At 42.4% G+C, this 20,588-nt stretch carries 20 protein-coding genes and 1 pseudogene; 6 read left to right on the plus strand and 15 right to left on the minus strand.

Features of this window, described 5'->3' with window-relative positions; genetic code table 11:
- Window positions 1-126 precede the first annotated feature (126 nt).
- Window positions 127-666 (minus strand): hypothetical protein, encoded by a 540-nt coding sequence (locus tag MKY19_RS22270; protein ID WP_339804440.1) that lies wholly within the window; start codon window positions 664-666, stop codon window positions 127-129.
- Window positions 667-717: 51 nt separating this feature from the next.
- A pseudogene (locus MKY19_RS22275) lies at window positions 718-900 on the minus strand (DeoR family transcriptional regulator); the annotation flags it as partial.
- A gap of 309 nt (window positions 901-1,209) precedes the next feature.
- Here MKY19_RS22275 and MKY19_RS22280 point away from each other — a divergent pair.
- A complete protein-coding gene (locus MKY19_RS22280; RefSeq protein WP_339266389.1) occupies window positions 1,210-1,497 on the plus strand; it encodes a hypothetical protein in 288 nt (95 codons plus the stop codon).
- Window positions 1,498-1,696: 199 nt separating this feature from the next.
- Window positions 1,697-2,806, plus strand: coding sequence for an AI-2E family transporter (locus tag MKY19_RS22285; RefSeq protein ID WP_339242945.1), 1,110 nt, complete (start codon window positions 1,697-1,699; stop codon window positions 2,804-2,806).
- Between the two features lie 93 nt (window positions 2,807-2,899).
- Here the strand turns inward: MKY19_RS22285 and MKY19_RS22290 are convergent, their stop codons facing one another.
- The 3 genes from MKY19_RS22290 to MKY19_RS22300 are packed head-to-tail and all read right to left on the minus strand — an operon-like array spanning window position 2,900 to window position 4,711.
- The gene (locus tag MKY19_RS22290; RefSeq protein WP_042190609.1) at window positions 2,900-3,304 is read right to left on the minus strand and encodes a hypothetical protein; all 405 of its coding nucleotides are present in this window, start codon (window positions 3,302-3,304) and stop codon (window positions 2,900-2,902) included.
- A gap of 31 nt (window positions 3,305-3,335) precedes the next feature.
- On the minus strand, window positions 3,336-4,004 hold the full coding sequence (gene ung / locus MKY19_RS22295) for a uracil-DNA glycosylase (RefSeq protein WP_076284675.1): 669 nt from the start codon (window positions 4,002-4,004) through the stop codon (window positions 3,336-3,338).
- Between the two features lie 44 nt (window positions 4,005-4,048).
- On the minus strand, window positions 4,049-4,711 hold the full coding sequence (locus MKY19_RS22300) for a ribonuclease H family protein (RefSeq protein ID WP_076284676.1): 663 nt from the start codon (window positions 4,709-4,711) through the stop codon (window positions 4,049-4,051).
- 310 nt (window positions 4,712-5,021) lie between these two features.
- Here MKY19_RS22300 and MKY19_RS22305 point away from each other — a divergent pair, with 310 nt between their 5' ends.
- Window positions 5,022-5,594, plus strand: a complete 573-nt coding sequence (locus MKY19_RS22305; RefSeq protein WP_339797718.1) for a hypothetical protein — start codon at window positions 5,022-5,024, stop codon at window positions 5,592-5,594.
- Window positions 5,595-5,651: 57 nt separating this feature from the next.
- Here MKY19_RS22305 and MKY19_RS22310 read toward each other — a convergent pair whose 3' ends face one another.
- The 4 genes from MKY19_RS22310 to MKY19_RS22325 form a co-directional block, all read right to left on the minus strand.
- A complete protein-coding gene (locus tag MKY19_RS22310; protein ID WP_339797721.1) occupies window positions 5,652-6,224 on the minus strand; it encodes a type 1 glutamine amidotransferase family protein in 573 nt (190 codons plus the stop codon).
- Window positions 6,225-7,337: a hypothetical protein gene (locus tag MKY19_RS22315; RefSeq protein ID WP_339797724.1), complete on the minus strand. Its 1,113-nt coding sequence runs from the start codon at window positions 7,335-7,337 to the stop codon at window positions 6,225-6,227.
- Between the two features lie 100 nt (window positions 7,338-7,437).
- Window positions 7,438-8,085 carry a hypothetical protein gene (locus MKY19_RS22320; protein WP_339797727.1) on the minus strand — a complete coding sequence of 216 codons (648 nt, stop codon included), beginning with the start codon at window positions 8,083-8,085 and terminating at the stop codon, window positions 7,438-7,440.
- Between the two features lie 16 nt (window positions 8,086-8,101).
- Entirely contained in the window at window positions 8,102-8,632 is a 531-nt protein-coding gene (locus tag MKY19_RS22325; protein WP_339797730.1) for a hypothetical protein, read from the minus strand.
- A 266-nt stretch (window positions 8,633-8,898) separates the two neighbouring features.
- Here MKY19_RS22325 and MKY19_RS22330 point away from each other — a divergent pair, with 266 nt between their 5' ends.
- On the plus strand, window positions 8,899-9,117 hold the full coding sequence (locus MKY19_RS22330) for a hypothetical protein (RefSeq protein ID WP_042190628.1): 219 nt from the start codon (window positions 8,899-8,901) through the stop codon (window positions 9,115-9,117).
- Window positions 9,118-9,205: 88 nt separating this feature from the next.
- On the opposite strand, the gene MKY19_RS22335 is transcribed toward MKY19_RS22330, so the two are convergent.
- Complete coding sequence (locus tag MKY19_RS22335; RefSeq protein WP_339797733.1) at window positions 9,206-10,219, minus strand: Gfo/Idh/MocA family oxidoreductase; 1,014 nt, start codon at window positions 10,217-10,219, stop codon at window positions 9,206-9,208.
- Between the two features lie 124 nt (window positions 10,220-10,343).
- The gene (locus MKY19_RS22340) at window positions 10,344-11,198 is read right to left on the minus strand and encodes a sugar phosphate isomerase/epimerase family protein (RefSeq protein WP_339797736.1); all 855 of its coding nucleotides are present in this window, start codon (window positions 11,196-11,198) and stop codon (window positions 10,344-10,346) included.
- A gap of 173 nt (window positions 11,199-11,371) precedes the next feature.
- Here MKY19_RS22340 and MKY19_RS22345 point away from each other — a divergent pair, with 173 nt between their 5' ends.
- The gene (locus MKY19_RS22345; RefSeq protein WP_076284683.1) at window positions 11,372-12,277 is read left to right on the plus strand and encodes an AraC family transcriptional regulator; all 906 of its coding nucleotides are present in this window, start codon (window positions 11,372-11,374) and stop codon (window positions 12,275-12,277) included.
- A 633-nt stretch (window positions 12,278-12,910) separates the two neighbouring features.
- On the opposite strand, the gene gnpA is transcribed toward MKY19_RS22345, so the two are convergent.
- The 4 genes from gnpA to MKY19_RS22365 all read right to left on the minus strand — a co-directional run bounded on the left by gnpA (window position 12,911) and on the right by MKY19_RS22365 (window position 18,465).
- Window positions 12,911-15,064, minus strand: coding sequence for a 1,3-beta-galactosyl-N-acetylhexosamine phosphorylase (gnpA, locus tag MKY19_RS22350; RefSeq protein ID WP_339797739.1), 2,154 nt, complete (start codon window positions 15,062-15,064; stop codon window positions 12,911-12,913).
- 26 nt (window positions 15,065-15,090) lie between these two features.
- Window positions 15,091-15,945 (minus strand): carbohydrate ABC transporter permease, encoded by an 855-nt coding sequence (locus tag MKY19_RS22355; RefSeq protein WP_231573328.1) that lies wholly within the window; start codon window positions 15,943-15,945, stop codon window positions 15,091-15,093.
- Between the two features lie 9 nt (window positions 15,946-15,954).
- Complete coding sequence (locus MKY19_RS22360; RefSeq protein ID WP_231573329.1) at window positions 15,955-16,896, minus strand: sugar ABC transporter permease; 942 nt, start codon at window positions 16,894-16,896, stop codon at window positions 15,955-15,957.
- Between the two features lie 90 nt (window positions 16,897-16,986).
- Window positions 16,987-18,465: a carbohydrate ABC transporter substrate-binding protein gene (locus MKY19_RS22365; protein ID WP_042190639.1), complete on the minus strand. Its 1,479-nt coding sequence runs from the start codon at window positions 18,463-18,465 to the stop codon at window positions 16,987-16,989.
- A gap of 431 nt (window positions 18,466-18,896) precedes the next feature.
- Here MKY19_RS22365 and MKY19_RS22370 point away from each other — a divergent pair, with 431 nt between their 5' ends.
- Window positions 18,897-20,585, plus strand: coding sequence for a sensor histidine kinase (locus MKY19_RS22370; RefSeq protein ID WP_042190641.1), 1,689 nt, complete (start codon window positions 18,897-18,899; stop codon window positions 20,583-20,585).
- Window positions 20,586-20,588: the final 3 nt, after the last annotated feature.

Raw genomic sequence — 20,588 nt, forward strand, 5'->3', positions numbered from 1 at the left:
GTTTTCTAAGCCATAGATTACCGGCTAAACATGCGGCAAATGTAATTTCTCCAAACGATCTTACAATGATTCCATACCACTCAAATTAAGACATTTTCTAACCGTAGAACATCCTCCACCTAAAGGTCATACCAGCGAGAAATCTACGCCCATTTGCGTAATCTCACGGATGAACTTATCTGACGCACCAGAATCAATAATGAAGTGATCCATTTCCGTCACGTCGGCAACCTTACAGAAGGATACTTGACCGAGCTTGCTATGATCAGCCAGAAGAATTACTTGCTTCGCAACCGAGATCATCTTACGTTTGGTCGCTGCTTCAAGCATATTAGGTGTAGTGATTCCTTCTCGTAAATCTAATCCGTTGGTTGCAAGAAAGGTTTTATCAACTCTTACCATCTCTAAAGAGCGCTCTGTCATCGGTCCTACAAAAGCCAATGTATCCGGCCGCAACATTCCGCCTGTAATCGAGACTTCTATATTGCGACAATCCCGCAGTTCATTAAGCGCCATAATCGAATTCGTAATGACTTTGATATTAGAAAAAGCCCTCAGCTCTTTGGCAATCTGTAGCGTTGTGGTTCCAGCATCCAGCAGAATAGCATCGCCTTCCTGAATCATCTCTACGGCCTTGCGTGCTATTCTCTGCTTCTCATCCAACAATCGATCTTCCTTATCTGGATAAGTCGCCTCAAAGTTAACACTCTGCAGGGATACTGCCCCGCCGTGCGTTCGTTTCAGCAACTTGGCTTCTTCAAGCTCTTTCAGGTCACGGCGCACAGTAGACTCAGACACGCCCAGTTCCTGACCTAACTCCTGTACCGAAGCTCTTGAATTCTTTTCCACAAAAAGCACGATTCTTTGTTTTCTCTCTTCCTCAAACAACATCGTGGTTCGCTCCTTTAAGTTACAGTGCTATCCCATTTATTAAATGCGCTTATCTTTGGAAATCCATGACCATTATTTGATTATATCTGACTGTTATTGATCATTTGTGCTCGTTTATGATTTTAACAGCGTTTTCATCATCTGTAAAGCGCTTTAACATTAAAAAGGATACTCCGGCAAAATGTAATAAATGGAATGATTTCATGCTTCGCTCAAGGTGAAACAAGCCCATAAGAAAATTACATACCAATTGCCTATCTCCTCACTGATGTTTAAAACATATTAATACTACATATAGGAAAAAGCGGGTGATCAGAAATGGCCAACGGAAGAAATAACAAAAAAATGGGCGGTAACAGCAATGCTAAGAGTAACGGAAATAGTAATGGAAATAACAACGGGAACGGTAATAGTGAGGAAACAGCAGAATTAAGTGCTGAAGATTATGAAATCATTGCTGCCGCACTGGCCACTTTAGGGGAATTTTTTGCTTTTTTATCTCTCGTCAAGGCAAGACAAGTTACGAAGGAAACCGGAGGCAAGATTGAAGTACCAGAAATATTCACCCTTTCCACGAAGAAACCTTCTAGACGGAAGTTAAGATGATCCACAAAGCCCCTGAGCGATTTATATGATGATGTTATGGTTATGTGTTGTGAACAACTTACTTGGCGTAGCCTCAGTCATAGGGTCATCCTCCACGGATATGCCAAGAACTACCTATAGGAGAGTAATCCATTCTTTTGAATCAAGTCATGTGAATTAGGGTTATTAAACTACATAGATTATATTTTGAACTTGGGGGATGTTCCTATTGCAACAACAGAAGTATTTTCGGACAAGTCTTGCTATTATCGCTTTTTTACTTATTTTGTACTTGGGCTCCAAAGTAATGTTTCTATTCGCACCACTGGCTGCCATTATCAGATTATTACTCGTTCCCATGGTACTATCAGGTTTCATGTACTACTTGTTACGACCGTTAGTAAGAGTTCTTGAGAAAAGAAAATTAAACCGGGCATTCTCCATCCTGCTCATTTATTTCTTGTTTGCCGGATTGTTTATTCTCTTCTGGGTTCTAGTCTGGCCGACACTGCAAGAACAAATTCAGAACTTTATTGATAACACGCCTTACCTTGTTCAGGGATTACAGGATCAGTTCAATGCATTAAGGGATAATCCGACACTCTCACGCTTTTTCCAAGGGGACTCCGACATAGCTGCCCGTATATCAGAATATCTTAGCGAGGCTATTACTTGGGTAACCAATTCGATGTCCAATTTGATCGGCGTAGTTTCCAGCATTGTTATTCTAATCGCTACCTTGCCCATCATTTTGTATTACATGCTAAAAGATGACTATAAGCTGTCACCAAAACTACAGGGCTTAATCCCTAGAAAGTACCGTAAAGAAGGCAAAGAAATGTTCGGGGATATCGACAGCGCACTGAGCAGTTTCATCGTCACACGTGTGGTGCTAAACGTCGTACTCGGTATTATGTTGTATATCGGTTTCCTTATTATCGGATTGCCTTATTCACTGCTGCTCGCAGTAATTTCAGTACCGCTCAATTTCATTCCTTATGTGGGTTCTTTCCTTGCGGGAGTACCCGTAGTTATTGTTGGATTCATTGAATCACCCACGATGGCAATATGGTCGCTGGTCGTCATATTCATTGCACAGCAAATCCAAGATAATGTACTCTCACCGATCATTTACGGCAAATCATTAGATGTGCATCCACTGACCACGGTCCTTCTTGTTCTTATAGGTGGGGATTTCTACGGTATTATTGGTGTGCTTATTGCGCTGCCCGTCTATATGATTGCCAAAATTATTTTTTTACGAGTGTATGAGATTATTGTTGCAGATCGAGAGGAAGAGGCTGAGCCTCTCAAGCATGAGAATCTATAGCACTTACGAACTGAATGAGGTTCCATAAATAAAAAAAGGTACGTCTCCAATTGGAGATGTACCTTTTTGTGCTTCTTTATAGGATTACTGAAATTAACCTCGCAAAGAACGAACTACAAAGATGTGATTGCCTTTCATAAGGTTCTGTCCATCCTGAAGTGTAACTGAACCTTTGGTATGCGAAATGATGGTCGTATTCAGAGCAATCAGCCGATCTTCTTTCCAAACACTTACAGCCGATTTAAAATATACTGCATTATCAAATTGCTGCCTTTCCCTCATCACATAACCCACAGAATGCAAGACTGGAGGCAGTGCTCTTTCTCTAGGAGCCAAAGCTTTGATGACCACAATATCCCGAAATGGCACGGCAATTTCCTGATGACCGATGACCGCTACAGAAGCGGAAAGATCCCATTTGCGAAGAATGCCTTTCATGATCGTGTAAGGTTCGTCCCCGCAGTACATGATAACCGGTTTACCAACCCAATGCTTCATTGCTCCCTCCCCCTTCCCAACATCCCATTAGTTATATGTCCGAAATGAACCAATCGATTCCTTTCATTCCCTTCGACTCCAAAAACTGATTGACCTTCGAAAAAGGACGGCTACCAAAGAATCCACGATACGACGAGAGCGGACTCGGATGTGGAGACTGAATAACCTCATGACGACTTTGGTCTATGAAGGCACCTTTTTTCTGTGAATGACTTCCCCATAAAATAAACACCATCGGCGTAGTTCTTTCATTTAACTTCTTCATTATGGTGTCTGTGAATGTCTCCCAGCCTAGACCTTTATGAGAATTCGGCTCTCCCTCACGTACCGTTAGTACCGAGTTGAGCATAAGCACTCCCTGTTCTGCCCATCGCAGTAAGGATCCGTGGTTTGGAATTGGTACACCGATATCCTCCGATAGCTCCGTATAAATATTACGCAGTGAAGGCGGTATACGCACCCCCGGATTTACCGAGAAGCTTAAACCATGTGCTTGTCCCGCTCCATGGTATGGGTCCTGTCCCAAAATAACAACCCTTGTCTCACTATAAGGTGTATGCTTTAACGCCGTGAACAGTAATTCTTTTGGCGGATAGACTGTATGTTCCTTATATTCACTTTCCAGATTAGCCATTAGCTCCAGAAAATAGGGCTTTTGCATTTCATCTTGTAATATCTCATCCCAATCGTTGCCGAACATCCCCAATTCTCCTCCTCTAGCCGAAACCCAGAACCTTACTCTAACTATTTCCGACCATAATCTGCTTTAATTTCGCCCCACTCTTTAGTCTGCCACTTAAGCACTTTATTGTCATATGTATTGGTTTGCAACCAACGTTCTGCCCGATCAATAAGTACCCATATTTCCTCTGTTGAAGCATCGCGTGGCAAGGTTGTCGCTACTTTCTTCTGCTTTACCCACTTCATTGCATTCACAGAGTCGCTGTAGACTGTCTTATTACTTCCCTCTTTCTTCAGGAGCGCCAAGGCATGCACAATCGCTAAAAACTCACCTAGATTATTAGTGCCCTTCTTGATCGGCCCACAAGAGAAAATAATATCTCCGGTTTGCGTATCCACACCCTTATATTCGACTGGACCCGGATTGCCACGAGTTCCAACATCCACAGAAATGCTGTTGTAATCGATCTCCGCTGAGGTCTCCACTGTAGCGCTTCGTTTAAAAGAACTTGTCCCCTTGGACTTAGCCGCACCGGATGCTGATGACCCTGTTCCCCAATTACCTTTCCAGCCCGCTGTGTATGCCGCATCTGCCGCCGCTTTAGATTCATACGATTTATATTTGGCTCCGGTATAGTGATCGGTCTGCGCCTGGCATTCCGCCCAAGTGCTATAGACTCCCGGCTGCTTGCCTTCCCATACTACATAATATTTCTGTTTAGCCATTGGTACAGCTCCTTTTTTCACCTTAACTTATTGTAATCCAAAATGCTTCTTCATCAAAAGAAGAATGTTATTTTTCGTGAATTTCTTCGAATAATTCATATTTTCCAGGTCATACTATACGCCAGAGATGTCCAGGCCTATATTACCATTTGTAGAATGATCGGTAAATATTATTGTGTACTCAAGCAGAAAAGTCTTCATCGTCTCTCAAGGACGGTAAGCGTTTGTGCTTACAACACATTAATACTAACTAATCAGTCTATATTAAGCTCGTAGGATATCAGTACAATTACTCAGGGAGGTTATACAGATGAGAAAGATAGCAAGCGTAGCCGCAGTATTTGCAATTGTGCTTTTAGTCGGATGCGGAAACTCAACCAATAACAATGCCAACGTTACCCCTACCGCCACTACTACACCTGGTAACACCAATAACGCTGGCAACACTAATAACACCACTGATGCTGTAACCTCAGCGTCGGTAGTGGATAATGAAGAGGCCTTTAAAAAGGCAATCAGTGCGGACGGTACTTGGATTGCTGCTACGCTGAAAGACTTAACCTTCACCGAGGATCTCGTGCTGGACGGACAATTCACGAATAAAGATGAACCTGCTCGAAAAATCGCTCTCTACACACAAGATGCAGAGCACAATATTACTAACTCCTTTAAACTAACTGCACCAAAACTTACGATCAAAAGTAAAAACGCCCGTATTCAAGGCGGCACATTTATTGGTGATGTATACGTCGAAGCAGATGGCTTCAGTTTAGTAAATGCATCGGTTGAAGGGAATGTTTACTTCGCAGATGCTAAGTATCAATCCACCTTCGATACCTCGGATCAAGGAAAAGTAACGGGTGTTACAGAAGTGAAAAAATAAGTAAAAAGGTGCTCTCAAGTCGATAAGACCTGAGAACACCTTTTTTTCATGACTTCATTATTCTTGATAAAACCCATTTTTGAAAAAGGTATACCATCCATCGATTTGTTCTAATGGCATAACCTTTAACTTCTTCAAGACTTCCCTTGTAAATTCCAAAGAAGCCGTACCATTAGCAGTAATGATATTGTCACTCGAAACGGTCTGTTTTTCTAAAAAATTTGCGTGTCCTTTATAATTAGGAGCGAACTCTTTTAAGTAATCTAATGAATTTCCAGTGTGAGGAATCTCATCTAAATAGCCATGTTCTGCCAAAAAGGTTGATGCGTCACATATAGCCGCTATAGGAGTTCTATTCTGAATACAACTTTCAATCACTGGAGTAATCGCTGAATTATCTTTCCAGCCTGTACCCCCAATTAAAATTAACATTTCAAACTGGGCGGGTAAACTATCTATAGTATAGTCTGGAATAACAGTAAATCCGCCCATAGATTGTACATTGTCGCTATTTAAAGAAACTGTCTTAACTTTGTATTCACTTTCTGGCTTGTTTAGTTCGGCACTTATATAGCCAGCTTCCCAATCTGCATATCCATTAGAAATAAAAATCAATACTTCTTTTTTCATTTACTGATCCCCCTCAAGTTTCAACAACGTATCTGCAACTTCCCGCCCGTTAACCAACAGGACAATCCGATGTTCCCCGGGATAATGACGACGAGTGGTTAAATCCGCCCAGCGATGCGTCCGTTTGCCTGACAGAATTGTACCCCCAGGTACTGTTTTATCCGATAGTAAGAAAGATTTACGAGAGGTTCGACCTGTAGCCTTCACGAAATAGATGCCATATTCTATTCGAACACGGGCAGGAGTTCCTTCACAAACTTGAAGTTCGTATTGTAATTCAGAGTTTTCTCCAATTCGCAATTGGGTAGGATCAATCGTTATAGAAGCACTCGTTATGAGTGGTGTTGCTTCGTCTGCTTGCTCCGCATATCCGAATAAAGCCATAATCTCCGGATTAGCTTTACGGATTAAAGAACGACAACCATGCCGCACAATCCAGTCTGTGAGGGGATCTATACCTATCCAGCGGCGAGCTGTCTCAAGTACCACCTCCGGGTGATCCTTCGCAATATCGTTCAGATTGTTAGCCACGCTTTTGCGCACATATAAGGAGGAATCCTTCTTCAGTTGCTCAAGTACAGGTAACACAGGGGCTGGATCTACCTTAAACATTGGGAGCGCCTGTCCCCATGGTAGACGAGGGCGACAACCCTCACTTGCTAATCGTCGCACATGCTCATCGGGGTGCTTCGACCATACTAGCATTTGCGCCATCATCCGCTCCGGTTCACGCAAGAGAAACGGTCTAACCGCAAACTCTGCTGATGATTTCGGTGTGAACCTTTCCAGCGCCTGCATAGACAACTCCCAATGCTCAGCCCCTTGACCAAATACCTCTACAAAATCTGGAAAGATCAAGTATGGAAATCCCACACAATCCTCAGTAATAGCGAACAGTATCGCCAGCGCTTCCTCATAAGGAAGCTGTAAATGACTTCCCAGTGTCTCCGTAATCCGCCGCATCCTTGCCTTCAGTTCGAGCGTATCCCAAGGTTCCGCCATAGCCGAAATTACAAATGCATCAGTATCAAAAACACTATGTACACTGCGAATCTTTTCGCCAAAACCAAGCAGGAATTGTTCATTGTACATCGCTTTTAAAGGTTCAGCCATTGTGTATCCCTCATTTTCTTCTATAAATCATCAGAAGTTAATCTGTTATGAAATCGTAGCACACCCAATTTGACAACAGTGTGTCAACTTCGGCTATTCCCTAATCTTGAACATTAACCTGCCTAGTATCGAGATTAATCATTCGACTTCTCGTATCATTACGCGAAATATAAATAGGTTGTCCGGTAGAGTCGATCCAATATGAGATGGGAATCGAAATTCCACAGTTTCGGTAAGATCCGTCAGCATGGCTTGTCCCAATAATCATCGTGTTATATTTCACAGCAATCCTAGTGGCTTCCTCGATCCATAATTCAAATTGTTCTTCGCTGAACATGCCTACCCCAATCGGATGTGCGATGAAATCTAACGACTTAGCCTGTCCTTCCAAACCAACGTATCCTTGCAGAAGCTCAACACACAGCAAATAACCAATACTGAGGCCATCCGCTTCCGCAACTGACGGGCGATACAGCTGTTCATCCATCGGCGATTTGGCTCGTTCCAAAATGATGTCCCCAGAAGGATGAATCATTAGCGCTCTATCCTTGTTATTGCTGTTCCTATATCCTGTAATGATCAGCTTTTTATATGTTTTGGCAACTTCACATAAGGTCTTTAAACTGGCTTCATCTGCTACATAACCTTCTGGATACAACACCGCGTCAAAAGAATCCTGTCTGCTCATTTCTTTGAGCAAATGCTCCAAATGGGGTTCGTGATTAGGTTGCGCTACGAGTAATCTCATATTTCCCCTCCAACGGTTAATTAATTAGCACCTTCACCTGTTCTAAGCTTTGCTCTGCACGACTGTTCAAAGCTCTCTTATCTTTAAGGCCAAGCTCCTTAAGCTCATGTCCAGGGTCAATGACCAGCGGCTGTGAGATTACATTTTCGAGAATTTGCACAGCAACTTTACAGGCCTCAAATAATAGTTCTTTTGGGATCACTTGTTTATGAGAACCAATAATCCCTACCAGTTTCTCTGCGTAGATCAATCTAACCAGACTATCCGCACTCATCATATTCCGCGAGGCAAAAGAAGATACCTTCTCCACAATCCAGCTGTCTTGATAGTTTCTCGATAAAGCGTCTAGGGCAGTAATTGCATCCCAATCTCGGATCGACAACTGCTCGGCGTACGCCAAGGCCATTTCATTGAGCCATTCTATCTCTTGTTCTCTAGGAATTTCAAAACGCTTATACTCCTTAAGCAAACCTGCCTTATGCATATCTAAAAAATGACCCAGAAATCGTGTGTATAACTCCTTGGCTCTTTGTAGCTGTTCTGTCATTTGACGATCATCCTTTCACTACACAAATCATATCCGTCCGCAGGTTTCTTTTCAAACCAGAAAGTAAAAAAAAGACAGACAGCGAAACAACTTCGCTACCTGCCCTCGGATGATCTTCGGATTTTAATACAATTACAACCAAATTTCGCATATTTTTGACCGAAATCAAGTAATTCCTCCTCAAATTCATCCGCAAATCGTGTTAAAATAGTTCCTTAGGATTATTTATATTCATACATGTTGAAGATATCACCGGAGGGAATACCATGCCACATACACTTAATAAAAATATTGATTTTTTCATAGCCGCTTTATCCCAAACTTATATCACTGCCCTACAGCTTGACCCTGATGGAATGTATTCTGAGGTTGCCTCAGGAATCGTTGAAGAGTTCTCCGATGTACAGGTACGCCTTAGAAGATATGACGGCTCCGTATCACACTATGCTAGGGACAACACAAAATTCCAGCGCAATAAAGGTTAGATGAGAATGCATACCAAAAAGACGTGACTGGAGAAATCATCTATAATGATCGTTCCTCTCGTCACGCCTTTGCATCCTCTATATCTTGCTAGTTAAGTACAATCCATTCCCCTTCGGCATTTGCTGACTGTACTTCCGCCTCTATGATTTCCAAAGATTCTGCTGCACTCTCAGGCGTACAAATGATAATAGGCTTATCTTGAATAATCGCATCCAAGAAATAGACCAGCTCTCTGTAGTAACCCGCATCCGGGGAAAGCTCCACCGTAAAGCCTGCTCCATCATTGGGATTCACCTTGACTCCACTACCATCAAATACAACATTTCCTCGCTCGAAGTTAACCCTGTACCCCATGTAGAATCCAAAGTCGCCCTCCAGCGTCCAGTCCACCTGAGCATTGATCACCTTTGCATCCTTATAAAAATAGTGTGTAGAAGCAATATCATACCCACTTCCCGGTAGAACATTCCGGCCCAAAGTCGATACTTTATCCGGTCTGCCGAACAGATAGTTAATCATATCCGTATCGTGAATATGCATATCCACAATGCATCCACCGCTTAGCTTCTCATCCAGAAACCAATCTTTAGGAGCCCCTGAACCACGGTAGAAATATCCTTCTGTCACTTTACCAAATTGCTCAGTTTCCACAACTTCTTTCAAATATTCATACCCTGGCCAAAAACGCAGGCACTGTCCGATCATCAATTTCTTTCCACTGTGCTCCGCTGCTTCTACCATTTTCTGTGCTTCTACTGAAGTTCTAGCCATCGGCTTCTCACAAAAGACATGATATCCTCGTTCCAGCAAAGAACAAGCCATTTCAGCATGCAGGTAAGTAGGAACTGCGATATCGATCATATCCAGTTCCTCATTCGCTATCATTTTCTCCAGATCATCATAGAGACTGTAAGCTGTTAAATCATACACTTCTCGAGCGGTACTCATATTGCCGTCCGCTTTACCGTCTTTCAATTCCTCAATTCGCAAGTCACAGATGGCTTTAAGGGCAATGGGATGCCCCTCTTCCGTTAAGCGAACATAATTATCAAAATGCATCCGGCCCATAAATCCAAAGCCAATCAAACCTATTTTCAACATAGTGAAGCCTCCCCAGCTAAATGATTAATAATTAAACAAGCTCTATCCAAGCACCTTCCAGCCCAGCGGATTGTATCTCAGCCTCAATGATTGCTATAGGCTGAGCATCGCCTTCCCCCATACTTTAAGCTTTGAAAGTGGTACGTCCGAGAATGGCATCCATAGCTGCAGAAGTATTAAAAATAATTTGCTCCGTATAATGTGTGTATGACGGTATCATTTCACCGGTAACATAATTGTTGAATCCAATGTCTTCAAGCGCTTTCATGACTGCTGGATAATCCACATCCCCAGCGAGTAGATCAACAAATCCGTGAAGCCCACCAGCCGTCCGACGGTAATCCTTGAAATGCACCTTTTTAATTCTATGGCCTAGAATCCGTATCCACTGCTCTGGATAACCGGAATGCACGATATTCCCAACATCAAGATAGGAACCTACATAACTGGAACCGACCGTATCAATAAAAGTACGTAATTCAAGCGGAGACAGCAAGAATTTATTCCACACATTTTCAAGACCAATAGAAACGCCTGCTTGCTCAGCATCCTTGGCTAAATGACTAATCGCTTCCAGCGCTCTATCATAAGCTTTTTCATAATCAACAACCTCACAGCCCTCGATGAAATCCACACCAACAGCGCCAGGGATGACAAGAATTGTATCTACACCTAGCGCAGCCGCCAGCTCCAGTTGCTTTTTGCATACATCGATTGCCTTGGTTCGATTCGCTTCAGATTCACTAGTCATCGCATAAGACCAATATAGACCTGTTGCCAGCCCCGCGATCTCCAGACCCGTTTCATTAATAGAATCACGAAGGATACGCGCTTCTTTCTCAGTGGTTTGCAGGCCAAGTTCACCTGACTCATTTAATGACAGCTCGATCCCCTCAAATCCAGCCACTTTGGCTAGACGTACGCATTCTTTAATTTCAGTTCCTTCGCGAAACGACCAGATGTTTATTCCCTTTTTCATTTGAATCCTCCTCCTATTTGTTCTTTTCCGTTTTCCACTTCCTAGGCTTAGATGCACTTTGTATCCTTTAATTATTTATATTATACTAGATTCTAAATTCGATTTATTTAGGCGAAGAAGAGACTTTTTGCACTATTCCGGTCTATTCTATTAAACATTCAGGAGGCAGTGACATGTCTGACAAAGATCCCTCTTACCCACTGAGAAAGCAGGTACCCTCTCGTGATTGGGCACCCGGAATTCACTATGCACAATTGCAGACACTTCCACCTTGCACCTTCCAAAGAAGAAGGCTATATGACTTCGAGCTACTATATGTTCGCCAGGGCAAATTATTAACAAAGATGGATACGGAAGAATATATACTGAACGCTGGGCAGCTAATTTTCCTCTCATCTGGGGTATATCATCAGAATGTTATCCTGTCAGATTCAGATACTAAGCTTATTGGAATCCATTTTGATTTCTTTGGGGAATCAATTATTACACATGATGAAGATATGGTAGTTAATGAGGATGAAGTCATACACGATAAATTCGCCTTTGAAGCCGTAACTGTCCCCTTCATGCCATTGTCACAAGAACCGATCTACTCCCCGCCACCCGAATGTGTTCATGCCATGGAACAGCTCGTTCATGAATTCACTATGCGGCCTGCCGGTTATGAGTGGGTCTGTCGAGGGCTACTACTTGGTATTCTGACTTCGCTGCTTCGAACGCAAAACTCCCGCGTTGCAGCTAAGTCTTCAGTTCATACTGAGCGGATCAGGGCATTAATAGACGAGCTAGAAGAGCGGTTAGCAGAACGCTGGACCAATAAATCCATGGCCACATCCATGAATATGCATGAGGACCACTTTGCCAAGCTCTTTCGTGAGGTTGCAGGTATGCCCCCCGGAGAATACCTCCGCTCGATCCGGCATAGGGAAGCGCGTAAGCTGCTGCGAGAAACGGATTGGCCGATTGAGAGGGTGGGCGATCAGGTCGGCTATCCCGATATCCATTATTTCAGCAGGGTGTTCACGGCGAATGAGGGGATTTCTCCGCGGGCGTATCGCAAGTTGTCTCGGATTCTCTAGATTCTATATAGTTAGTTTAAAGAATCTATAAAATCTATAGAATCAATAGATTCTGCTTTTGAGCAAAATCTGACTCTGTCTCCATAAGCGCAACTAGTAGGATGTCGCTCCAAGAGGCTGACGATTGGATATTGACTAACCAGTAACTTTAAACCGGATCACCAGCGAATAATCCTGCAAAAGTACATCATTCTATGTTTCAATGGTGGTTAAAGTATGGATTCCTGCAAATCTGCAGTATTTATAGCTCCAGAAGAAGTTTTCGAGCCATTAGTGAGGATATTCCTGCACATTTGCAGGTTTTGGACTTCATGCTGAGGATTTCTGTGTAAATTGCTGTATTTTTGCAGCTTTCCCTACTCCAGCTACTGACTTTCTCGAGTTCAGCTACAGGTTTCCTTTAGTCTACCCACAGACTATCTCCAGTCTACCCACTGACTTTTCCCAATCCAAATAATAGTATAGATAAATTAGTAGGCATACCTTTACCGTTGTGGGATGTGAAGCGAAGACTCATGAAAACTCTTGCATTCACCACTAAATCGATCGTTCCCCCTGACGTTGACCTGTACAACGTAGCTAAACAGAAAAAGGCGGATTCTCACTCCTTTCAGGTAAGAATCCGCCAAACTATTACATATTCATATCCAGCCACACACTTTCCATTCCGTTCAATTCGAGCTCTATTCTCAAATCGTTCTCCATCAGGATCGTCGTCTTTTGGGTCTCCGCTGTGTTATTTACAGCACAATAGCGGCCAGTCTCAGGGTAAGCATGACACTCTACATTCGGATTCAATGAGAACCAAGAATACAATTGTTCCTCTTGATGTGCAGCCCAAAAGATCGCCCGGCTCAGTAATCTAGTATTCTGGATACTATACGGCAGCCCTGCAATATAAACGCCTCGACCCTGCCCAAATGAATTCACTGCAAGATTGCAGCTATTGTCGTGTACATCCAAGACTTGTGCTCCAATCTCCACTTGATAAATCATGGTCATCCCTTCACCATAATCAATGTCGCCTTCCAGATCTTCCGTAATGAAATGCTTCTTTACTGGCGTTACCTTAGGCTTATTAACGCTTGCTGTAAAACCCATTTCCTTTTGAACACCTAAAATATCCGCTAGTTGAAAAAGAACCCCTTGATGCTCATATGCCGTTGGATCACCAATTCCAATAAAACCGCCGCCTTGATGCACCCATTCACGAATGCTAGACACCACTTTTGGATCGCTCCAATGATCTCCGCCACTCCAAGAAGTATGGACATCACCCGCGTTAATGATCACACCGATACTAGGATCAATCCCGTGTTGTCTAATATCATCAAAGCTTATAAATTCAATGTCGAAAGGCAATCCTGCGAGTGACTCCAGTGCCCCTATGTAGGAATAACATCTTTGATTCCATAAAGAGTGAGCCACTTGGTGCGTCTGCCAGCTGCGAATGTAGCCCCAAGTATTAAGTATCGCCACTTTAAACGATGCCTTATACGGCTGAGTCCCTTCAGCATTTGCATGAATTCCTTTAAACTGAGTCGCAATCTCCGTCACATGATCAATAAAATTAGGGAATTGGTACGCCAGACTTAGATATCCACCATACCCCATTCTTCCAACCGATTTACGCATAAGTGCCCGGCGACATTTTATCCAGATCGGCATGGACTCTCCAACAGGATCTCCACCTTCAAAGAATACATCTGGGAAGAAGTACGGGTAGAACCGGGCTTCGGTATCCTTAATAGGAATATCCGCGATCATACGGGTCGTAACCCCATCTCCGGCTGCCCCGACCACTGCATCTAGCCCAATCTCGGAAAAATATTTACCATAAGGCTCTGTCCCTGCCCAGTGATCCCCAAAGAACATAATGGCTTTCTTACCGAAATCATGCACCATATCAACACATTGTTTGGCATAACCTGCAATGAATTTCTGATTAAATTCCATCCAGTCCAAATACCTTGGCGTCGGATTCATAAACGGTGTGTTATATCGTCCTTGATCCACAAAATCTTCCGCAGTCAGACGATATCCATAAGCTTGTTCAAACTGATCTAAAGCTAATGGACTTACGCAGCTTAGATAGCCAAACCAATTAACTTGCTTCTCCTTACCTTCCTTATTAAAAATCAGGTCGAAATTATAAAAAAAGGTAGTAAAACGAACGATATCAGTCTTCGGATGCTTTGCTAGCCAATCTTTCAGCACCTTCAATACATGCTCTTGAGCCTCGGGATAACGAACATCCAGTGGTAAGCGATGCTCTTCCGTCCAGCTATTCGTGATGTGATTGTACATAGAGACCGGTTCCCAAATCTGATAGGCCAAGAAACTGACGGTATATTTGTGAAACTGTTCCGCCTGCTCAAGCGTGACGATCCCCTCTGCATAACTCCAATGTGCCGAAGGTACTATTTCTCCTGTGGTCCGGTTTACAACCTGCCAATACTTTTTAATATCCACATCTGTGTTAGGAACAAATTGATCTGCAAAAAAATCTGCCATAATATCAATGGTCTTCACCTTCGATGTCGCAATCAATGGTGCAGACATCAGATAAATCTGCTGTCTATACTGTGGATGCTGCTTTGCCCACTCGTTGTCCTCACGTACCAGACAAAGCGTTGAATAGATTTGCAGACCCATATCAAGAATGTCCTGCGATAGACTCGTGCCATCACTGTCACGTACAGCATCTACGCCCCATCTCTCTACAAGATCGGCTATGACCTCTTCCATTCCTGTTTCACCAGGTAGTGTAAATCTTCCTTTGTCCACACAAATTCCCTCCATGACTTTGTAGTTCAGCCCTTAATTCCACCAGCGCTTATTCCTTGGAGCAATTGTTTTTGTCCTACCACATATAGGAGAATCGTTGGAATGAGTACCAAGATCAATGCGGCAAATAGTGCGCTCCAATCTGTAGCATACCTTTGAACCTCAAACAGATTGGCTAAACCCACCGGTAATGTTTTTTTGCTATCCGTTTGAATTAGAACTAATGCCAGTGGATACTCATTCCAAAAGCCCATCGCTGCCAGCATACAGACCGTTACAATTCCCGGCTTAGCTAGTGGCGCAATGATTCTGACGAGTACCCCTGTATTCCCGCAACCGTCAATCTTGGCGGCCTCTTCATAATCTCTAGGGACAGATCGCAGAAATCCGCTTAACACAAAGATCGCAAAAGGAAACTGAAGGACAGCATAGATCAAACCGAGCATCCCGCGATTGTCCAGCATCCCGAAAGAATTCACCTGAATAAATAAAGGAACCATGATATAAGAAGCTTGGAGAAAGATACAGGCCATATAAATATTAAGAATCATTTTGGAACCCCAAAACTTAAATCTCGTTAATACATAAGCTATAGGGACCACAAAAATAACTAGAATCGCAGTGGAAAGTACCACTAGAAAGATAGAATTCAGGAAATAACTTCCCATCTTAGATTTCTGAAAAGCACGTACATAGTTATCCAAGTGTAAGGCTTGTGGAAAGGAGAAAGGATCGGTTAGAAATTCCGTGTTGCTCTTAAATGAGGCTAAAAGATTCCATACAAACGGATATAACAAAACAATAGTAGCCACAATCAGAAACAGCCGAGTGATCCAATTGATAATGTTTATTTTTATAAGACTCTGTTGATTACTATTCACCCTTCTCCCCTACCCTTCTGCTCGATTTGTAAGTAGTCTAGACAGAAAAGAAAGGACAAAGGCAAACGCAAGCGTAAAAATCGCGATAGCCATGGCATAACCAAAGTTCGCATTTTGGAACCCTTGAGTGTACATGTAATGGAGTAATACAGTAGTACCACCTGCCGGTCCACCGCCGGTCATGATTGTTACGACGATAAAGCTTAAATTGATCGTACCCGCCAGGGACAGCACGAAGGTTATTCCAATGATTTCTTTTAACAGTGGGATCGTAATGCTGACAAGCTTCCGGAAATACCCTGCACCATCAATGGTCGCCGACTCGAACACATCCGCAGAAATCCCATCTATTGCAGCGATATACATCACCATATAGTAACCAACCGCCTGCCAGATCAGAGTGACCGCAACGCACCATAATGCAGTTCGGCTATCCCCAAGCCAAGTCATAGTCAGTTGATCCAGCCCAATACTTGAGAGAATATTGTTCAAGATCCCCATGTTCGGATGAAACACAAAGGACCATATGATCCCGACTACCGTCAAAGAGATAATGCTTGGGAAAAAGAATACCGTCCGGTAAAAGCCTCTCTCTTTCAGCTTCGTCTGCGTCAATAGAAAAGCAAGCACTAAGCCAAAGGCTAAGGTAACCACCGGCACGACCAGCATCAGCTTGAACGTATTACTAAGCGCTTTGAGGAACATCTCATCTTGGAACATATATTTATAGTTATCCAGAAAGATAAACTTGTTCTCATCACTCATCCCGGTTGCATCCGTAAAAGACATAACGAATGCCCGAAAGGTTGGAATGATCATAAATACGAGAGTCAACAGGAGCGCAGGAATGGTACATACGGCTATGAATAGCTTCGGATTTTTAGTTTTCGTTGACTTAGTCTTTAATTTTCTGTTTCTAGGAGCTACTTCCGTTAGTTGCATCTCAGACATCTTTCTCACTCCTCTTCATGCAAAATGCATCCTGTTCATAGATGTCTGTATCCATTCTTAACAGGATGCATTGGCATGAGATGCTATAAATTATTTACTAGCTGCTTTCTCTTTACGAATCTGTGCAAAAGCTTTTTCAACATTATCCATCCATTGGTCAGTGGTCATTTGACCTGTCATGACTGGCGTCATCGTATTCTTGAACATTTCAGTGACTACACTAACTTTGGAGCCCTTCGGTAAGGATTGCCAGCCTTGCAGAATTGAAATGGAACCATTGTAAGCCTCAAACATGTCATATACACCTTTGGTCAAGTATGGCTTCGACAGCTCCTTCGCACCATTAAGTGCGTACGCACCATTAGCTTTTTCCGCGAATAATTTAACGGACTCATCCGTATACAGGAACTTTAAGAATTCTTTAGCCAGCTCTGGATTTTTAGCTTTTGCAGGAATGGAGAATTGCTCATAGCTGGAAAGTACGTACTTCTGATCTCCTTTATTAAATACAGGGACGGTTGTCATCCCAAATTCAAAGCCATTCTCCCTTGGTGAATCCTTCATTTCATTTTCCATCCAGTTGCCGTTTACAATAAACAACGCTTTCCCCATCATCATATCAGTCTGCGATTGGGTATGGTTCAAGGCAACTGTGCCATCCATCAGATATCCGTCTTTAGATATTTTGTAGAATATATCCAATACTTTTTTGATCGTATCGTTCTTAAATGAACCTTCCTCATAAGCAAAGACTTTATCTAACGTTTCTTTACCGCCCGCACTAGCAATCGCAGGATACAGAATTTCTTCCAAATAGTCCGGATAGATACCTTGGTAAGTGAACAACGCTCTTTTCGTTTTCGTTCCATCTGCATTGACCAAGAAGTTCTCTTCTTTTTTCAGCTCATCGCCTAATGCAAAGAACTCGTCCCAAGTCTCAGGAACACTCCAGCCTTTTTCCGCGAACAAAGTTTTGTTGTAAATCAAGCCCATCGGTCCAGCGTTAAAAGGTGCCAGATAGATCTTCCCGTCTTGATACGGCTGAAATCTTGTGCTGTCCAACATTCCTGGAAGAATCATATCCTTTAGCGTCTCATCTTTATCTAAGGCCTTGCTTTCGAATACATCAGTGATGTCTAGAAGTCCTTTTTCTTTAATCAGGGAAAGCATAATCCCACTTTGCTCTGTATCCGTAACAGATAGGAAGTCAGGAGGATTACCGGCAACAATCTGTGGTCTGATCACTTCACCAACCTTAGGGTTGATCGTCATATTCACTTTTACCCCTGGATAAGTACTCTCGAATTTACTGACAATTTCATTCCAATAATCGGCGCCATATCCACCTTGGAATACAGCAATACTCAGTTCCTTGTTATCAAAATCCTTCTTAGCATCCTCTTTAGAAGTATTCTCGGCGTTCGTTGTACTTGTCGCTTCCGCTGTACTCGTAGCTTTTGTAGAATTCGAATCCTTTGAGGCAGCTGGTGTATTCGTGCTATTCCCACAACCAATCAACCCCACACCCAGCAGCGTAACTGCTAATAACGTACTCATTGTCTTTCTCATAAACGCCCTCCTTAAGATGTTCTTGCTAATGACCCAACCACAGATTAAATATTGAAAACGCTTTATCTGATAAATTAAGTATAGAAGTGTTTACGTTTTATTTACATTTACAATACAAACTTACCTATGTATTATTTTATCCATCTATCATTCAGGTTTCAGATATGCTTATTCATCAGGATCACATGTATTGTAAACTTAGCGGTTAAAGGAATGGATAATACTAACGATTCCATAGATTATTCTTGCTTTTCGCCCATGCATATATATTCCATTCTTCTTTTTATGTTAACTTGTAAGTAAAGGATATCGAATGGGAGGTCATCCACCTGAGTCATAACAAAGGGAAGCGGTATTTTCCTAGTCCCCCACAAATCATAAGAAAAATTAAAATTCAAAATCGCTTAACCGTTATCTTCTTAATCGTTTCCGTGATTCCAATCATCTTTATAGGTTTCTATTCCTATACTATCTACTCCAAATCCATTAACAATAAATTAAGCAAATCCACCTTTCAGGCTTTGACACTGCTCAATCGAACGATGTTAAGCGAGCTTAATAACTATCAATATCTTGCCGGATCTGTTTCTACCAATCCTATTATTCAGGAGCGTTTAACGGCAGCACCTAATGAACCCGCTCCTAGCAATGCTACCATTAACCACGCTATGGATAATGTGTACAGAACCATCTATCCGGGATATGTTCAGAACGTTCGGATCATAGATTCCAAGAACGAACCTATTTATGAATTAGGCTATGATGGCATTCCCAATCCAAAGTATGGTGAAATCATGAAACAGGTAGATCTGAATGCCCCTTATGACAGTCTTAATTATGTAAAAAGCTATCGTGCTTCCCATACGATTGTCCTGGGGCGTAAAATTTTTGATCAAGAAGACATTGGCGTTCCATTAGGTTATGTGTTTGTTTTTATCGGCGGGGAGTTATTCTCAAAAGTCATTCTTTCCAGTGTGGACTTAGGAACAGGTTCTAATCTGCTTATCATGAATAGAGAAGGAATAGTGATGTCCTCCAACCTAAAGGGTACAACACTTGGAGAAGCGTATGATAAAGGTCAACTGTTTAAGCAAATCAAGGAACAAGAGGCACAGAAGAACCATTCCTTTCAAGGCTTAGTCAATGGCAAAATGCATCAGATCTCCTATATCAATAATAATCAATTAGGCTGGTACATGATTTCTACGGTTCCTTTCTCTTATATTAATTCTGAGACAAGTAAAATCACCACTGGACTCCTTATCGTCGTCAGCATCATTGTAATCCTATGTATCCTAATTATCATCGTCTTGTATAAAAGCATCCTAAAGCCTATCAAACAAATTATTGTCTTCTGTAATCAAATTTTTTATGGCAATTTATCCAATCGTATAGAAGATCACAGCAACGATGAGATGGGTGTTCTTGCTAATAGGATTAATAGCATGGTCAGCCGGATTGAGCAACTGATAGAGGATCAACAGAAAGATCAAAAGAGGCAGCGTTCGCTTGAATTACAAATGCTACAATCACAGATTAACCCTCATTTTTTATTCAACACTCTAAATTCCTTGCGATGGCTCGCAATGATTAACCAAGTTCCGGTGCTAAGTGATGGTATCTCCTCTCTCGCAGAATTACTGCGCAGTACCATCATCGATCAAGATGAGGAAATAACCATCAAACAAGAGCTTAATAATCTGGACAATTACTTTGCTATTCAAAAAATACGTTATGCTGATCGATTTGACGTTGAATATGATCTAGATGAATCGGTATTACATAGTCTGATCCCTAAACTTATTCTGCAGCCGATCGCTGAGAACGCTATCATCCATGGGGTTACGGACATTGGAGGAAAAGTTCTTATCCGCATTAAGGCTTACGCAAAAAATGAATACACACTTGTTATAGAAATCATTGATAACGGAAAAGGCTTTGATACGAAAAAATCGGAAAAGGCTGATACGCTGTCCGGTATCGGAATTTCTAATGTAGCCGATCGCATTAAGCTTCAATATGGTGAGAGCTACGGACTATTCATCACAAGCTTGGTGGGTCAAGGAACCTGTTGCCGCCTGATTATCCCCAAACAAACCTACGAAGAAGATAAGGGGTGATAC

The organism is Paenibacillus sp. FSL R5-0744 (assembly GCF_037972555.1).
GTDB lineage: Bacteria > Bacillota > Bacilli > Paenibacillales > Paenibacillaceae > Paenibacillus_AQ.